Annotated in this window: 11 protein-coding genes and 1 riboswitch; of the genes, 5 read left to right on the forward strand and 6 right to left on the reverse strand. The window is 70.0% G+C overall.

All coding sequences use genetic code 11. The features are described 5' to 3' along the window. The first annotated feature begins 19 nt into the window (after positions 1-19). Together AC4HOU_RS06805 and AC4HOU_RS06810 are read left to right on the forward strand one after the other, a co-directional pair. The gene (locus AC4HOU_RS06805; RefSeq protein WP_163816911.1) at positions 20-421 is read left to right on the forward strand and encodes a PaaI family thioesterase; all 402 of its coding nucleotides are present in this window, start codon (positions 20-22) and stop codon (positions 419-421) included. A 247-nt stretch (positions 422-668) separates the two neighbouring features. Beyond that, on the forward strand, positions 669-1,628 hold the full coding sequence (locus AC4HOU_RS06810) for an SMP-30/gluconolactonase/LRE family protein (RefSeq protein WP_195019800.1): 960 nt from the start codon (positions 669-671) through the stop codon (positions 1,626-1,628). Positions 1,629-1,674: 46 nt separating this feature from the next. On the opposite strand, the gene AC4HOU_RS06815 is transcribed toward AC4HOU_RS06810, so the two are convergent. After that, positions 1,675-2,136: a PaaI family thioesterase gene (locus AC4HOU_RS06815; RefSeq protein ID WP_195019801.1), complete on the reverse strand. Its 462-nt coding sequence runs from the start codon at positions 2,134-2,136 to the stop codon at positions 1,675-1,677. A 137-nt stretch (positions 2,137-2,273) separates the two neighbouring features. Further along, a riboswitch (guanidine-III (ykkC-III) riboswitch) is annotated at positions 2,274-2,345 on the forward strand. Positions 2,346-2,361: 16 nt separating this feature from the next. Between AC4HOU_RS06815 and AC4HOU_RS06820 the strand changes: the two genes are divergently transcribed. Beyond that, entirely contained in the window at positions 2,362-2,676 is a 315-nt protein-coding gene (locus AC4HOU_RS06820) for a DMT family transporter (protein ID WP_163816907.1), read from the forward strand. Positions 2,677-2,695: 19 nt separating this feature from the next. On the opposite strand, the gene AC4HOU_RS06825 is transcribed toward AC4HOU_RS06820, so the two are convergent. Then, positions 2,696-3,970 (reverse strand): MFS transporter, encoded by a 1,275-nt coding sequence (locus AC4HOU_RS06825; RefSeq protein WP_163816953.1) that lies wholly within the window; start codon positions 3,968-3,970, stop codon positions 2,696-2,698. Positions 3,971-4,350: 380 nt separating this feature from the next. On the opposite strand from AC4HOU_RS06825, the gene AC4HOU_RS06830 reads away from it, so the two are divergent. After that, the gene (locus tag AC4HOU_RS06830; protein WP_194992446.1) at positions 4,351-5,247 is read left to right on the forward strand and encodes a bile acid:sodium symporter family protein; all 897 of its coding nucleotides are present in this window, start codon (positions 4,351-4,353) and stop codon (positions 5,245-5,247) included. Here the strand turns inward: AC4HOU_RS06830 and AC4HOU_RS06835 are convergent. Then, a complete protein-coding gene (locus AC4HOU_RS06835) occupies positions 5,220-11,216 on the reverse strand; it encodes an amino acid adenylation domain-containing protein (RefSeq protein ID WP_490724236.1) in 5,997 nt (1,998 codons plus the stop codon). The two genes, AC4HOU_RS06830 and AC4HOU_RS06835, sit on opposite strands and share 28 nt — an antisense overlap. A gap of 145 nt (positions 11,217-11,361) precedes the next feature. Next, positions 11,362-12,006 carry a transcriptional repressor LexA gene (lexA, locus tag AC4HOU_RS06840; protein ID WP_194992373.1) on the reverse strand — a complete coding sequence of 215 codons (645 nt, stop codon included), beginning with the start codon at positions 12,004-12,006 and terminating at the stop codon, positions 11,362-11,364. A gap of 126 nt (positions 12,007-12,132) precedes the next feature. On the opposite strand from lexA, the gene AC4HOU_RS06845 reads away from it, so the two are divergent. After that, positions 12,133-13,407: a lipase family protein gene (locus tag AC4HOU_RS06845; RefSeq protein ID WP_490724237.1), complete on the forward strand. Its 1,275-nt coding sequence runs from the start codon at positions 12,133-12,135 to the stop codon at positions 13,405-13,407. Positions 13,408-13,436: 29 nt separating this feature from the next. Here the strand turns inward: AC4HOU_RS06845 and AC4HOU_RS06850 are convergent, their stop codons facing one another. Together AC4HOU_RS06850 and AC4HOU_RS06855 are read right to left on the reverse strand one after the other, a co-directional pair. Beyond that, positions 13,437-14,276, reverse strand: coding sequence for an alpha/beta hydrolase family protein (locus tag AC4HOU_RS06850; protein ID WP_163816951.1), 840 nt, complete (start codon positions 14,274-14,276; stop codon positions 13,437-13,439). A 324-nt stretch (positions 14,277-14,600) separates the two neighbouring features. Next, the coding region (locus tag AC4HOU_RS06855; protein WP_194992994.1) for a PLP-dependent transferase at positions 14,601-14,755 on the reverse strand (155 nt) is incomplete at its 5' end.

Below are 14,755 nucleotides of genomic sequence, written 5' to 3' on the forward strand. Positions count from 1 at the left end.
GTCCGGCACACTCGAGATCATGATCGATACCGAAGGTACACAGCTGTTCCACCAGTCCATGCCGTTCACCGAACGGCTCGGCGTCGAAGTACTCGAACACGGTCCCGGCCTGGTCCGCAGCAGGCTCGCCTGGGACGAGTCGCTGTGCACCCTCGGCGGGGCGATGCACGGCGGCGTGCTCATGTCGCTGGCGGATGCGACGGCAGCGGTCTGCGCGTTCCTCAACCTGCCCGAGGGCGCGAGCGGTACGACGACCGTGGAGTCCAAGTCGAACTTCCTGCGCGCGATCCGGTCCGGCCACGCGGTCGCCTCCAGCACCGTGCTGCACCCCGGCCGCAAGTTCATCGTGGTGGAAACCGAAATCCGCGACGACGCCGACAAACTCGTCGCGAAGGTGACCCAGACCCAAGCCGTGCTGTGATCGGGCCTGCGGCCCCTTAAGCCGGTCTTAAGCCCGTCTCGAGAGTCCGGCGGCATCGTCATCGATGCCGGCCGGACCTGTTCCGAGAGGGGGGAGCAGGTCCGGGCGGCGCGCAAAAACGCACGGCGGCAACCTTTCCGCGAACTCCGCGCGCCCCCGCTCCCCCATCCCGACGGGTTGCGAGGGCCTCGCCCGGCATCCTACGATCCCGCTCGGCCCACCGAACACCAGCAGAGACGGGATTGTCTTGCCGAACGCGCATCCGGGACCCCGCAGTCCGCGCCGTCGCTTCACCGGCCGCCGCCTCCTCGGCGCACCCGCTGCCGCATTGCTCGCGGTCGCTGCCGGTTTCCTGGCACCGGCTCCCGCCCTCGCCGACCCGGCCTCCTGCCCGCCCGCCGCGGTGTCCACGGCGACGGCGGCGCGGGTCCCGCTGCTGGACTGGTCGGAGAACGTCGGCTTCGATGCCGAGGGCAACCTCTGGGTTTCGCGCATCTTCCGCAATGTCGTCGAGCGCTACGACAGGGCGGGCAACCTCACCGCCACCGTGCCGGTCACCTTCCCCGGCGCCGTACGGCCCGGCCCGGACGGGCTGATGTACGTCAACTTCGGCAACATCACCACCAGCACGATCATGAAGACCGGCGGCGTGGTCCGGTTCGACCCGACCGCGGCGAACCCGGTGCCGGAGGTCTTCGTCGACAACATCGGCATGGCCAATGGCGCCGCGTTCGACGAGGACGGCTACCTCTACATCACCGACACCGGCGGCGGCATCATCCGGGTGCGCCGCGACGGCAGCATCGATCGTGAGTGGACCGCAGCCGCACCACAGGATTTCGGCCTCAACGGCCTGGTGGCGCACGACGACGCGCTGTATGTGACGCTGCTGTCGAGTCCGACCGCGCGCGTGCTGCGGGTGCCGATCGCCGATCCGGCGCATCCGAGCGTGGTGGCCGATCTGTCGCCGCATTCGAATCCGCCCGCGCTGCCCGACGATCTCACCATCGCCCCGGACGGCATGCTCTATGTGAGCACCGCGACCGGCAGGCTGGCCCGCGTGGACGTCGCCACCGGCGCCACCTGCACCGTGGCCACCACCCAGCCGATCACCGCGCTCGCGGTGTCCCCCGGCCCGGACTCGACGGTGTTCGCCGGCACCGAGGGCGGCGATGTGCTGCGCATCCGGTTGAACCAGGGGAACTGACGATCGACGACGGGCGGCGGGCCATCGCCTACCGCCCGCCCGCACGCTACTTGCCGTGCGCCCGGAGCTGGTAGAGCCCTTCGGTTTCCGCGACCACCACGCCGTCGGCGTCGGTGACCACCGCCGTCAAGGTGAAATCGGACTTGCCCGCCGCGGTGGCCTCCGCGACGATCCGGTCGATCTCGGCGTCGGACAGTGTCGCCTCGGCCCGCACATCGGTCTTGGCCGGCTTACGGAAGTAGATGTGCAGATCCTTGACCAGCGGATAGAACTCCGAGTTGTCGAAGGTGGCGACGGCGATCGCACCACCGAGGATCTCGGCGACGGTGAACAGCACGCCGGCGTACATCACCCCGAAGTGGTTGCCGTTGCCCGCCACGGGCACCGTGGTGGCCGCGTATCCGCGACGCACCTCGACCGCCTGCACCCCCATGGTGTGCGCGATCGGGATGGTGTGCTCCATCGCCGCGTTCACGATCTCGGCGAAGGGAGGGGTGACCTCGCTCATGCGCAACAGTCCTTTCGACAGACTCGAACGCCCGGACGTGGTGCCCGGACCAGATGGGTGCCCTCGGTACCCCGATATTGGCACTGCGCCAATACTGGCATGGCGGAGCCTCCCGCGGTAGGTGGTTATCATGAGAAACGAGGCCGCCACCTCCCAGCGGCCGACCGGACGATCGAAACCGTACCCGGGCACCGACAAGACGGTATTTCCGAAAGGGACACCGCCATGGCATGGGCAGTACTGATCGTTTCCGGCGTTCTCGAAGCCGTCTGGGCCACCGCGCTCGGCAAATCCGAAGGCTTCACCCGGCTCGTTCCCTCGGCGGTATTCGCCGTCGCGCTCATCTTCTCGATGATCGGCCTCGCCTACGCGATGCGCACCCTGCCGGTGGGCACTTCGTACGCGGTGTGGGTTGGCATCGGCGCTGCCCTCACCGTCGTGTACGCGATGGCCACCGGCACCGAGAGCGTCTCCCTGCTGAAGATCGGCTTGCTGGTGCTGATCGTCGGCGGTGTGGTGGGCCTGAAGCTGGCCCACTGACGCCCCCGGATCAGGCGGATCAGGCGGTGGCCACCCGCACCGGCAGCGGGATCTCGTCGGTGTTCGCGTCGGGCACCTCGGTGCCACGGATCGAAGTGCCGGCCGTCTCCCGCAGGAACGCCCAGGCCACCAGGCCGATCAGGGTGGCGCCGATCATGTAGAACGCCGGGAACAGCGACCAGCCGGTCGATTCGATGACGGCCTCGTTCACCAGCGGCGCGGTACCGCCGAACACCGCCGTCGACACGTTGTAGCCGAGCGCGAACCCCGCGTAGCGCACGTGGGTCGGGAAGATGGCGGGGAAGGTCGCGCTGATGGTGGCCAGCTGCGGGATGTAGAACAGCCCGAGCACCACGAAGCCGAGCACGGCCCAGCCGGTGCCAACCCCCATCAGCCAATACATCGGCACCGCCAGCACCGCGAGCCCGACCAGCGAGACCAGCCACAGCGGGCGGCGCCCGACCCGGTCGGACAGGCCGCCGAAGAACGGGATGCACACCATCATCACCAGCTGGCCGATCAGCATCATCGTGGTGGTGGTCGACTCGTCGAGGCCGATGGTCTTCTGCAGGTAGGTCGGCTGATAGGTGAGCAGGGTGTAGTTCACCACGTTCAGTGCGACGACCAATCCGGCGAGGGTGAGCAGTTCACGCGGGTAGTGGCTGATCAGCTCGCGCAGCCCGGTGGGCGGGTGCGGGTTCTCGGCGACCTCGGTGAAGACCGGGGATTCGTCGAGCTTGGCGCGCAGATACCACCCGATCAGGCCGAGCGGAATGGCCAGCAGGAACGGGATGCGCCAGCCCCAGTCGTGCATGGCCTCCGAGCCGACGGCGAGCTGGCAGGCCAGCACAACGGCCGAGCCGCCGACGAATCCGCCCAGGGTGCCGAATTCGAGGAAGCTGCCGAGGAAACCGCGTTTGCGATCGTTGGCGCATTCGGCGAGGTAGGTGGCGGCGCCGCCGTATTCACCGCCGGTGGAGAAGCCCTGGATCACCCGCAGCAGGATCAGCAGGATCGGGGCGATCACACCCACCTGGCCGTGCGTGGGCAGCACGCCGATTAGACCGGTGGCCGCGGCCATCAGCAGGATCGTGGTGGCCAGGACGGCCTTGCGGCCGATGCGATCGCCGAGCGGGCCCCACACCATGCCGCCCAGCGGGCGCAGCACGAAGGAGATGGCGAAGCCGAGCATGGTGCCGAGCGTCCCCAGGTCGCCCGGGAAGAACGCATCGGTGAGGTAGGTGGCCGTCGCGGCGTAGACGCCGTAGTCGAACCACTCGGTGGCATTGCCCATCGCCGACGCGGCGACCGATCTCTTGATTCGCCCGGCTTCCGGTGTCCGGTCCGTCACGAGCACGTCCTCTCCGGCCGCCGAACCACCCCTGCTGGCTCGACCGGCACTGATCCGATCAGCCCATCGGCGGCAGTGGTGGCCGAGGGCTCGACACGAAGAACTTCGTTACCCGTTCCCGGTCGGCAGTAAACACCCCGCTACCCAGACCCGGTAGGAGAACCGCCGTGCCGACCTGCGCTTCAGCGACGAAATGTGACGCCGGACACAGTGGCTTGAAATGGGGCGCGTCACAGTAGTTCTCCGGTCCTGGGGACGGCACCGAGCATCGCGATATGACACCATCGGCGAGCGGCCGACGGGCCGGCTTCGGAAGGACGCGCATGGGCTCAACTGTTTTCGCGGTCGCGCTGCCGATCGCTCTCGGCATCGTCATGTTCGGCCTCGGGCTGACGCTGACCGTCGCCGATTTCGCTCGGGTGGTGACCTATCCGAAGGCGGCGGTCGTCGCGTTGACCTGCCAGCTGGTAGTGATGCCGATCATCTGTTTCGGGCTGGTGCGGATCTTCGGGCTCGACGGCGCGCTCGCGGTCGGCATGATGCTGCTCGCCGCCTCCCCCGGTGGTTCGTCGGCCAATCTGTTCAGCCATCTCGCGGGCGGGAATGTGGCGTTGAATGTGACGCTCACCGCGATCAACTCGGTGCTCGCGGTGTTCACGCTGCCGGTCGTGGTCGGCCTGTCGTATTCGGTCTTCCTCGATGACGGCGCCGGCCTCGGGCTGCAACCGGCCAAATTCCTGCAGGTCTTCGCCATCGTGCTGGTGCCCGTCGCGCTGGGCATGTGGGTGCGCAACCGGTGGACCGCGTGGGCGCTGCGCAGGCAGGGCACGGTCAAGATCGGCTCGGGAGTGGTGCTGGTGCTGGTGGTCTGCGCCGCGTTGTTCTCCGAATTCGACGCCTTCACCGACCATGTCGGCGAACTCGGCGCGATCGCGCTGCTGCTGTGCACCATCGGGCTCGGCATCGGGTACGGCGTGCCGAGGCTGTTCGGTGTGCGCCACGAGGACGCGATCGCCTCGAGCATGGAAATCGGTGTGCACAACGCCGCCCTTGCCATCGCGGTCGCGGCGACGGTGCTGAACAACGACGCGATGGCGGTGCCCGCCGCGGTCTACGGATTCTTGATGAACATCCCGGCGGGCATCGCGACCGTGGCGTTCGCACGCTCACGCAAGCAGCAGACCACGGCGGATTACGTCGAGACCCGCTCGACCTCCTGAGGCTCGGGCAGCACACCGTCGGCGCGGAAGGCGGCGAGGTAGCGGTCGATGACCTCGGAGGTGATCGGCGGGCAGCTGATCCCGGCCGGCTCGAGGGCCTCGCGCGCACGGCTGTCGTCGAGGATGACATCGGCGACGCCCGAATCGCCGAGATCGGCGTAGTTGCCGATGAGCAGGGTCGCGCGCATCAAGTCGTCGTGGTCGACGGCCTGTTCGGCCAGTCGCTGCTTCGCCGCGTCCACGTCGACGGTATCGATGCGGTAGCCCATCCGCACCAGCCCGTCGAGGATCTCGGCCACCCGGGTCGGAGTGGTGTTGACCAGGTGATAGCGGTCCGAGTCCGGCAGGCCGGTATTGGCGATGGCGACCAGGGCGCGGGCCACGTAATCGACCGGGGCGAGCGAAACGGCGGTATCGCCGAGGTCCGGCGTGACGCCGAGCAGGGCGGCCGCGCGCACCATCGTCCACATCGAATCGTCGGCGCTCATCACGCCGGTCTCGACCGAGCCGCAGATGAGGCCGGGCCGGTAGACCGCGACGGGCACGCCGCGTGCACCCGCCTCCAGCACCAGCTGCTCGGCCACCCATTTGGCGGCGACATAGCCGTGTCTGGTGACCTCGGCGGCGGGGATGTCGCTGTCCTCGAGCACTACTCCGCTGGTTTCGGTGCCGAGTACGGCGTTGAGGGTGGAGACGAAGTGCACCGGTTTGATCCGGACGGTCGTCGCCAGCCGCAGCACCTCGGTGGTGCCGCCGACATTGGCCGCGCGCAGATCCGCGTAGGACTCCAGATGGTTGACCCGGGCGCCGTTGTGGTGGATGACGCTGATCCGGGCGGCCAGATCGGCGAAATCGGCTTCGCTCAGTCCCAGTCGCGGCTGCTCCAGATCACCGGGCACGGCCACCACTCGGTCGGCCAGATCGTGGTGGGGCAGCCGATAGCGGGCCAGCGCGGCGGTGATCCGGCGCAAGCCGTCGGCGTGGTCGCGGCCCCGCACCAGGCACCAGATGCGGGAATCGGTGCGGTCGAGCAGTTCCCGCAGCAGATGGACGCCGAGGAAGCCGGTGGCGCCGGTGAGCAGGACGTCGCCGGTGTCCACCGGCGGCACCAGGCCGGCGATATCGATCGCGGGGTCGAGGCGGGTGTCGGCGACGAGTTCGGCGACCCAGCGGTCGTCGCGCTCGGCGGCCGGCTCGACAGCGGCCAGCGCCCGCACCGTGGGCTGCTCGAATACCGTGCGCGGGTCGACCTCGATCCCGAGTCGTTCGGCCAGCCGCGTGCGCAGGGTGAAGACGAGCAGTGAGGTGCCACCGAGGTCGAAGAAGGTGTCGTCGAGGGTGATCTCGTCGGTGCCGAGCAGCTCGGCGAACACCGCGGCCACGGCGATTTCGCGGTCGGTGGTCGGCAGGTTGCCGGGTTCGCCTGCGGCGGCAGCGTTCCCGCGCACGGCGGCGGAGCCGGCGTCGGCGATGGGCTGACGCGCAGGCCCGGCACCGGCTGTTCCGACCGGTTGCCGATCGGCCGAGGAGGCGAGCCCATCCTTCGCTCGTCGCGGCCCACCGATCGCGCTCGCCGGATCACCGACGATGCGCGCCACCATCTCTTGGAACCGCAGCGCGATATCGGACACCGTCGACCGGTCATAACGTTGGGTGGCATAACGGAATTCGGCGGTGAGACCATCGCGCCCCGGCGCCTGCCGGACCGTCAGGGCGAGTTCGAAATGGGTGGTGTCCCGCGGGATGTCGAGCACCTCCACCCGGAGGCCGACCAGTTCGAGAGCCGGCAGCGCCGGCAGGTTCTCGAAGGAGAACACGGTCTGGAACAACGGCGAACGGCCCTCGGCACGAGGCGGATTCACCGCCTCGACGATGTGGTGGAACGGGACGTCGGCATTGTCGAACGCCGCGAGCGCGGCCTCGCGCACCCGGGCCAGCAGCGCCGTGAACGGCTCCCCCGGCTCGACCGCGACGCGCACCGGCAGGGTATTGACGAACATGCCGACCAGATGGTCCAGCGCGGGATGGCCGCGGCCCGCGACCGGGGTGCCGATCGTGATATCGGTGCTGCCGCACAGTTCGTGCAGCAGTGCGATATAGGCGGCGTAGGTGACCATGAAGACGGTGGCGTCGTGGCGTCGGGCCAGCTCGGCCAGAGCGGAGTCCGTCACCGCAGGCAGTTCGATATCGACGGTGCCGCCGGGGCCTTCGCTCGCGCCGTCGCGGTCCGCGGGAAGCGGCAGATACGCGGGCGCCCCGGCCAGCGTGCGAGTCCAGTACGCGAGCTGACGGGCCGCGATCGAGTCGGCGTCGGTGCGCTCGCCGAGCCGATCCTGCTGCCACAGTGCGTAATCGGCGTACTGCACCGGCAGCGCGGACCAGCCGGGCGTGCGTCCGGCGGCGTGCGCGGCGTAGGCGGTGGTCAGATCGGCGATCAGGGGGCCGAACGACCAGCCGTCGGCGGCGATGTGGTGGGCGACGAGCGCGAGCACATGCTCCTCGGCGTCCAGCCGGAGCAACCGCATCCGCACCGGGAGATCGCGCGTGAGGTCGAAGGGTGCGCCGGCGAGTTCGGACAGCCGCCGATCGAGATCATGGCGTTCGGCCTCTACCGGCGCGAGGTCGATCAGTTCGGCCGCGCGCGTGGTCGCCAGGATTCGCTGATAGGGCCCCGCCGACGTCTCCGGGTAGACCGTGCGCAGCACCTCGTGCCGGTCCAGCACGGCGGTGACCGCGGCCGCGAGCACCACCGGATCCAGCGGCCCGCGCAGGCCGAGCGCGACCGGCAGGTGATAGGCCGACGATTCCGGCATCAGCTGGTTGAGCAGCCACAGCCGCAGTTGGGCCGGCGCGGGCGCGATGCGTTCCGGGCGCGGCCGCATCGCCGGCGCGGGTGCGTCATCGGCGCGGGTGTCGAGGCGGGCAGCCAGACCGGCCACGGTGGGGGCGTCGAAGATCGTCCGCACACCGGTGCCGAGCCGCGCCGCGACCTGTGTCGCCGTCAGCGAGGTGCCGCCGAGGGCGAAGAAATCCGCACTCGCACCGACCGATTCGAGGCCGAGCACCTGCGCGAACACCGCCGCCACCCGGCGTTCGGACGGCGTGGCCGGTGCGCGGAATCCGGTGCGGCCGAAGACCGGTGCGGGCAGCCTGCGGGTATCGAGCTTGCCATTGGCGGTCAGCGGCAGCGCGTCGAGCACGGTGTAGGCGGCCGGACGCAGATAGGCGGGCAACTCGTCGGCGAGTTCGGCCCGCAGTGCGTCGAGGTCGACGCTCGCGCCGGGCGCGGGGACCAGGTAGGCCACCAGATGTGGTCCGGTGCGCTCGTCGGTGTGCACGGTGACGGCGGCGCGCGCGATCTCCTGGCGCGCGGTCAGGACGGACTCGACCTCGCCCGGTTCGATGCGATGCCCGCGCACCTTGATCTGAAAGTCGGTGCGGCCGTGGTAGGTCAGCGCGGGATCGCGACCTTCGGTGACGGTGACCAGATCGCCGGTGCGGTAGAGCCGTTCACCAGGGCGATACGGGTCGGCCACGAAACGGGCCGCGGTCAGGCCCGGCTTACCGTGATAGCCGCGTGCCAGTGCGGGGCCGCCGATGTAGAGCTCACCGGGCGTCCCCGGCGGCACCGGCCGCAGCAACGCGTCGAGCACCAGTGCGCCGAAGCCGCGCAGCGGTGCGCCGATGGTGACCGGACGGCCGGCGACCAGTTCGCCGATGGTGGCGATATCGGTGGCTTCGGTGGGGCCGTACCCGTTGCGCATCAGCCGTCCCGGCGCCCAGGCCTCGACCAGATCGGCGCGGATGGCCTCACCGCCGACCCCGAGCACCCGCAGCGACGGCAGCGCCGCCGGGTCCAGCGTCGCCAGCACGGCGGGCGTGATGATCGCGTTGGTCACCGATTCGCGGCGGATCAGCTCGGCCAGATCCTCGCCGGCCACCACATACCGCGGCGCGACGACGAGGGTGGCGGCGCCGGCGAGCGCGCACAACTGCTCGCCGACGGCCATATCGAATCCGGGCGAGGCGTGATGCAGCGTGCGCGCACCCGGATGCAGGTCGTAGCGGTCGCGGCGTTCGGCGGCCAGATTGGCCAGGCCGCCATGGGTGACCAGGACGCCCTTCGGTGTGCCGGTCGAGCCGGAGGTGTAGATCAGATACGCCGGATGGGCCGGGTCCAGCGGGGTCCGACGCTCGGCATCGGTGACCGGTCCCGCGTCGATTCCGGCGGTGGTCGCCGGATCGTCCAGCAGCAGCCAGGTGGTGGACTCGGGCAGGCCCGCCCGCAACGCCGCGGTGCTCACGCCGAGCCGGGCCGCACTGTCACCGAGGATGTGCGCGATGCGCTCGGCCGGATAGCCGGGATCGATCGGCACGAACGCGGCACCGGCCTTACTGATCGCCCACACGGCCGCCACCGATTCCGCCGAACGTTCCAGCACCATCGCGACCAGGGTCTCCGGTCCGGCGCCCGCGGCGATCAGGGCACGCGCGAGCCGGTCGGTCCAGGCGTCGAATTCCGCGTAGGTCCAGCGCCGATCGCCGTGCACCACGGCCGTGCCGTCCGGATTACGCGCGACTGCCGCCGCGATCAGCTCCGCCATCGGCACCGCGGGCACCGCGTCGGATCCCTGCCAGGGCACCAACCGCCGCCGTTCCTGCGGCCGCAGCACCTCGACGGCATGCACGGCGCTGTCGGCGGGTGCGGTGACGAGTTCGCTCAGGAAGTCCAGGAAACGCCGGTGCTGGGCGGTCAGCTCCGCGCGGGTGTACCGGTTCGGGTTGGCCTCCCATTCCACCCGCAGGCCGGTGTCGGCGGCCGGGTAGATGTTGAGGGCGAGGTCGGCCACCGGCCCGGTGGACAGCAGGTGCAGAGTGCCGGTCGCGGCGCCGAGATCGACGCCGGCACGGAAGTTCATGATGTTCACGGCCGGGCCGAATCCGCCCGCGTCCGGGCCGCGCCGCGCGATCCTGGCGACCTCCTCGCCGCGGAACCGCTGATGGCGCAGCGCCCCGCTCAACTCCCGGCGCGCGGCGGCGAACAGCTCGGCGATGGACGTCGCGGGCCCGGTGCCCACGCGCAGCGGCACCACATTGGTCACCATGCCGCCGGCACGACGCAGGACGGCTGTGGTGCGTGCGGTCACCGGCAGGCTCAGCGTCACCTCGGGCGCACCCGTCATCCGGGCGAGGTATCCGGCCAGCGCGGCCACCAGCACGGCGGCGGTTCCGGTCGCGCCCGCGGCCCGCTCCAGCGCCGTGTGCAGCTGCGGTTCGAGCGCGCCACCCACGACAATGGCCTGCGCGGCGGGAGGCCCCGGCCTGGTCGCGAGCGTCACCGGTTCGGGCAGGCCGTCGACCTTGTCGGCCCAGTATCGGCGATCGGTCTCGTACCGGGTCGAGTGCAGGTAGGCGATATCGGCGTCGACCAGGTCGGCGGGCGCGTGCTCGGTGCCTGCGGGCGGCTGCTGGCCGCGCATTATCGCCGCGTACAGCTCGGCGTGGCGCTGCTGCAACCGCATGGCGCCGTAACCGTCGAGGGCGATGTGGTGGGCGCGGCCGTAGATGAAGTGCCGGTCGGGGCCGATGTGCAGGATCGTCGTCTGCACCGGCGGGTCGTTGCGCAGGTCGAACGGGGTGCACTGGTCCGCGCGCATCCAGGCGCTCGCGGCGGATTCGGGGTCGGGTTCGTCGCGTAGATCGAGGTAGCCGATCTCGTCGTACTGGTCGTAGTCGATCCACTGCCGCACCTGGCCGTCGAGCTCGACGTCGAATCGCAGGTAGGCGCCCAACTCGCGGGCCGCCTGCCGCGCGGCCGCCTGGTAGACCTCGCGGTCGAGCGGTCCGACGACGTCGATGTACTGCGTTGTGGTCAGCGGAACCTCGCCCAGCAGCTGCTGGGCAAACCAGACTTCCCGCTGCGCCGACGTCAACGGCAGGGATTCACCGACATCGCCGGACGATCTCATCGCGCTCTACCTTGCAACTAGCGGACCAAAGCCAAAAGGTTAGCCTAGCCTTTGCTCATTATCCACTCGCAGGTCACGAACAGATAAATTTGCCGCCTGTTCGCTATCTCCGGCAGTCGCGACCAGGCGGCGCGGGCGCCCCGGCTCAGACCCGCCGCATCACCGACACGACTTTGCCGAGCACCACCGCGCGATCGCCGTCGATCACGTCGTAGGCGGGATTGCGCGGTTCCAGATACACGTGCCCGTTGCGGCGCCGGTACACCTTCACCGTGGCCTCGTCCTCGATCATGGCGGCGACGATATCGCCGGAGTTGGCTTCCTGCTGCCGGCGCACCACCACGATGTCGCCGTCGCAGATGGCCGCCTCGATCATCGAATCGCCGCGCACCCGCAGCCCGAATACCGTGCCGCGACCGACCAATTCGCGCGAGATGGTGAGCATGTCGTCGGTGTGTTCCTCGGCCAGGATCGGCGCGCCCGCCGCGATGTCACCGACGACCGGCACCGCGACGGTGCCTTCGGCCGCGACCCGCTGTTCGGTATCGCGCAGGAACAGCCGCACATCGATGGGCCGCGCCATCGCCTCCCCGCGACGCAGAAAACCCTTCTCCTCCAGGGCCTTCAGATGCCGCGACACCGACGACGCCGACCGCAGCCCCACCGCGTCGCCGAGCTGGCGGGTGCTGGGCGGATAGCCACGCTCGAGCACCCACCGCTGGATGGTGGCGAGGATGTCACGCTGCCGCGGCGGCAGCGTCGAAGTGTCGAGGTGCTCGTATCCGCTCACCCGGGAATGGTAAACGGGCTGCGTTTGGGCAGATGCACAAGCTGCCAGGGGCGAAGACTTGGACTTTGCGAATAGCCGGCCGATACCCCCGCGCGGTGTGCTTGGAGGCGACGAACGGAGTTGTCCATGCTGCCCAACCACTCTCGTGGCCGTCGCCTCGCGCGCTGCCTCGCACTGGCCGCGCTGGCGGCGACCAGCGCCGTCGCCGCACCGGCGACGGCCGATATCCCGCTGCCGCCGTTGCCCAACGAGGCCGAGGTGTACCCGGCGATTCCGCTCCCGACGCCGCAGCAGGACCCGTGGTACGCCGACCCGGACGATCTGGCCGGTTACCGCAACGGCGACGTCATCCGGACCCGGGTCGTGCAGACCTATCTGCTCGGAGTGCCCATTCCAGTGCACGCGACCCAGCTGCTGGTCCGTTCCAGCGACGCGCAGGGCGAACCGCTGGCGACGGCGTCGACGGTGCTGATGCCGGGCATCCCGTGGCTCGGCCCGGGGCCGCGCCCGCTGATCTCGTATCAGGAAGCCATCGACAGCCTCGGCCAGCAGTGCAATCCCTCCTACACGCTGCGAGCCGGGTTGATGAAGGAGACGACGCTGCTGGGCCAGTTCCTTGCGGCGGGTACGGCGGTGGTGATCACCGATTTCGACGGAAAGAACAACGCCATCATGTCGCCGGCGGAGGGCCGGATGGTGCTCGACGGCATCCGCGCCGCACAGCGGGCCGGGCTCGGTCTGGAGACGGCGCCGGTCGGCCTGTGGGGCTATTCCGGTGGCGGTAATGCCTCGGCGGCGGCGGCCGAACAGCACCGCGGCTACGCACCCGAGCTGAATATCCGCGCGAGCGCTCAGGGCGGTATCCCGGGCGACAAGGCCGCGATCGCACCGTTCGCGATCTCGGGCACGCAACCGCAGGCGAACTTCACCGGCTGGCTCGCGATCCTCGGCCTGGCCCGCGAATACCCGGAGATGGCCGCCGTACTGGATCGCTACCTCACCCCCGACGGCAAGAAGGTCGCCGCGGATCTATCCGACCGCTGCCTCTACACCACCGTCGCCACCACCCTGCTGCGTCCGGTGCGCGAGTACCTCACCTCCCCGGATGCCCTGTCGGACCCCGTGGTCCAGCAGGTGCTCCGGGACGCGAGCCTCGGCCATCCGGCGAACACCCCGGACATGCCGCTGCTGATGTGGCATTCGTGGACCGATCAGCTGCTGCCCGCCGAACTGGCCATCGACGATGTGGTGCGCCGCTACTGCGAGCGCGGGGTGAACCTGCGCTACCACAAGGTTCCGGCCTCCGAGCACATCAGCGCGGAGCTGGTCCCCGAACTGGCCACGGTCGCCTGGCTGGTCGCGGTCACCGCGGGCGCCGATCCGGGGCCCACGACCTGCTGAACCCGTCCGTAGGCCGTGGGCGGGCCGGTTCAGGCGCCGAGCCGGTCCAGCAGTGCGGTTTTCGCGGCAGCCCAGGCCGCGGAATGCACGTCGCCGAAGTCGGCGTGACCGCCGCCGGGCACCAGGTGCAGCGTGACCGGATCGCCTGCCGCGCGGGCGGCCGCGGCGTAGTTGCGGCTCTGGTCGGGCGAGACGGTGCCGTCGTTGTCACCGTGGACGACGGTGACGGGCAGCCCCACCGGCAGATGCTCGATGGGCGAGGCGATCCGGTAGCGGTCGGGTTGCTCGTCCGGCATGCCACCGAGCAGATCGCGCACGAACCGGTCGTGGCCGGTGATCGCGGCCAGCCGCAGATCCAGCACCCCGGCCATGATGGTCGCGCCGGCCAGACGCACCTTCGGGTCGGCGCCGGGGGCATCGGTGCCGTCGATGGTGTGCCGCCCGGCCAGCCACGCCGCCAGGTGCCCGCCGGCCGAATGCCCGGCAACATGTACCCGACTCAGGTCGAGCCGGCCACCGGCGCGCTGCTGCACCACCGTCGCCAGCGACTCGGTCGCATCGTCGACGTCGGCGAGTGTCGTCGGCCAACCACCCACCCCGCCGACCCTGCGGTACTCCACATTCCACACCGCCACACCATGGGCGACCAGATCCTCGGCCAGCACCGCCGTATAGCTCAGATCGTGCACCTGTTCCCAGCCGCCGCCGTGCACGAGCACGACCACCGGGAGGTCGCCGGAGCTGCCCGCGGGGAGATAGAGATCGCCGAAGTTGTCGTCGGTCTCGCCGTAGCTGATCCGCAGGGGATCGACGGCCGCGGGTGAGGTGCTCGGCGGCGCCGTCGTCCCGGCATCGCCACATCCGCACATCAGCGCGACCAGTGCCGCTAGGAACAGCGAGGAAACCTTCCGCACCACGACCTCCCACCTTGCGCCCGACCAGGACCGTCTCCTCGGATTCAAACAGGAGCCGGGCCTTCGCGGGCGCATCCGCGCGTGGTTCGGCCGGGTCCATCCCGCCGGTTTCCGGCAGTACGCCGACGGAATGGATGCCCCGGCCAGTTGGCCGCGTGTTCCCGCGGCCGTCACACCGGCATCGGCCGGTGACGCACCGGTCCCCTCACCAACCGGTACGCGATACGGGTTCGCGGGGAACGGATTCGGTGTGGACGCAACCGAATCCGCGCGCGCGATCTATCGAGCCGCGTCGAATCCGGCGCGTAGGTCGGTGAGGATGTCGTCGATGCCTTCGATGCCGACGGCGAGGCGGACCAGGCCGGGGGTGACGCCGGCGGCGAGTTGTTGGTCGGGGGTGAGTTGGGAGTGGGTGGTGGAGGCGGGGTGGATGA

The organism is Nocardia sp. JCM 38205 (assembly GCF_058222935.1).

Excerpts from the sequence above, each read along its gene's own strand:
- AC4HOU_RS06805 (WP_163816911.1), top strand. The coding sequence starts at position 20 with ATGATCGATACCGAAGGTACACAGCTGTTCCACCAGTCCATGCCGTTC.
- AC4HOU_RS06815 (WP_195019801.1), bottom strand. The coding sequence starts at position 2,136 with ATGAGCGAGGTCACCCCTCCCTTCGCCGAGATCGTGAACGCGGCGATG.
- AC4HOU_RS06820 (WP_163816907.1), top strand. The coding sequence starts at position 2,362 with ATGGCATGGGCAGTACTGATCGTTTCCGGCGTTCTCGAAGCCGTCTGG.
- AC4HOU_RS06825 (WP_163816953.1), bottom strand. The coding sequence starts at position 3,970 with ATGGGCAATGCCACCGAGTGGTTCGACTACGGCGTCTACGCCGCGACG.
- AC4HOU_RS06830 (WP_194992446.1), top strand. The coding sequence starts at position 4,351 with ATGGGCTCAACTGTTTTCGCGGTCGCGCTGCCGATCGCTCTCGGCATC.
- AC4HOU_RS06835 (WP_490724236.1), bottom strand. The coding sequence starts at position 11,216 with ATGAGATCGTCCGGCGATGTCGGTGAATCCCTGCCGTTGACGTCGGCG.
- AC4HOU_RS06845 (WP_490724237.1), top strand. The coding sequence starts at position 12,133 with ATGCTGCCCAACCACTCTCGTGGCCGTCGCCTCGCGCGCTGCCTCGCA.
- AC4HOU_RS06850 (WP_163816951.1), bottom strand. The coding sequence starts at position 14,276 with ATGTGCGGATGTGGCGATGCCGGGACGACGGCGCCGCCGAGCACCTCA.